Origin of the sequence: Benzoatithermus flavus (assembly GCF_037908215.1) — a bacterium.
In the GTDB taxonomy this organism is placed as follows: Bacteria; Pseudomonadota; Alphaproteobacteria; order Geminicoccales; family Geminicoccaceae; genus Benzoatithermus; species Benzoatithermus flavus.
In genome coordinates this window covers 1-548 of sequence record NZ_JBBLZC010000124.1, presented here as the reverse complement: position 1 = coordinate 548, position 548 = coordinate 1, and the positions used below count along the sequence as shown (strand labels likewise).

The following is a 548-nucleotide window of genomic DNA, read 5'->3' as shown; positions in this document are numbered from 1 at the left end:
GCGTCTGCGAATAACTTTGCATTTTTCGCAAATCGGTTTGACAGATGGTCTCACTTTCATGTTGTTTACCTCCTTATTAAACGGAGTGCAATCTTTTATTTATACCGATACGTGATTCGTCCACGCGTCAAATCATAGGGCGACAATTCCACCGTCACTCGGTCGCCGGGCAAAATGCGGATGAAGTGCATGCGGATTTTGCCGGACACATGGGCCAATACCGTATGCCCATTTTCTAATTCTACACGAAACATCGCATTTGGCAATGTTTCAATGACGGTGCCTTCTACTTCAATGACATCGTCTTTTGCCATCGAGCGGCTCCCCCTCCTTCGAATGAGTAACATTGTGTTACGCAAAACCGGACGGACATAAGGCGGCGCAATTGTCCACGGTGAACGGGAAGGTCGGTAAGCGGCCGCCTTGATCGCGGAATCGGCGAAACAGCTTTAGACAACTGCAAACGTTGAAAACGGTTCGCCGATCTGCCCGAGCGCCTTGAGGCGGCTCTGCCTCGATCCGTTCACGTTAAAATTTCATAGCCATTT

2 protein-coding genes are annotated in these 548 nt (G+C 49.3%); both read right to left on the bottom strand.

Features of this window, described 5'->3' with window-relative positions; genetic code table 11:
- A partial coding sequence (gene rpmJ / locus U1T56_RS24460; protein WP_418162079.1) for a 50S ribosomal protein L36 occupies window positions 1-60 on the bottom strand: 60 nt, incomplete at its 3' end.
- A gap of 35 nt (window positions 61-95) precedes the next feature.
- Complete coding sequence (gene infA / locus U1T56_RS24455) at window positions 96-314, bottom strand: translation initiation factor IF-1 (protein ID WP_011229642.1); 219 nt, start codon at window positions 312-314, stop codon at window positions 96-98.
- Window positions 315-548 lie beyond the last annotated feature (234 nt).

What these genes read in the sequence shown, in the direction of transcription:
- infA (WP_011229642.1), bottom strand. Translation starts at nt 314, where the DNA reads ATGGCAAAAGACGATGTCATTGAAGTAGAAGGCACCGTCATTGAAACA.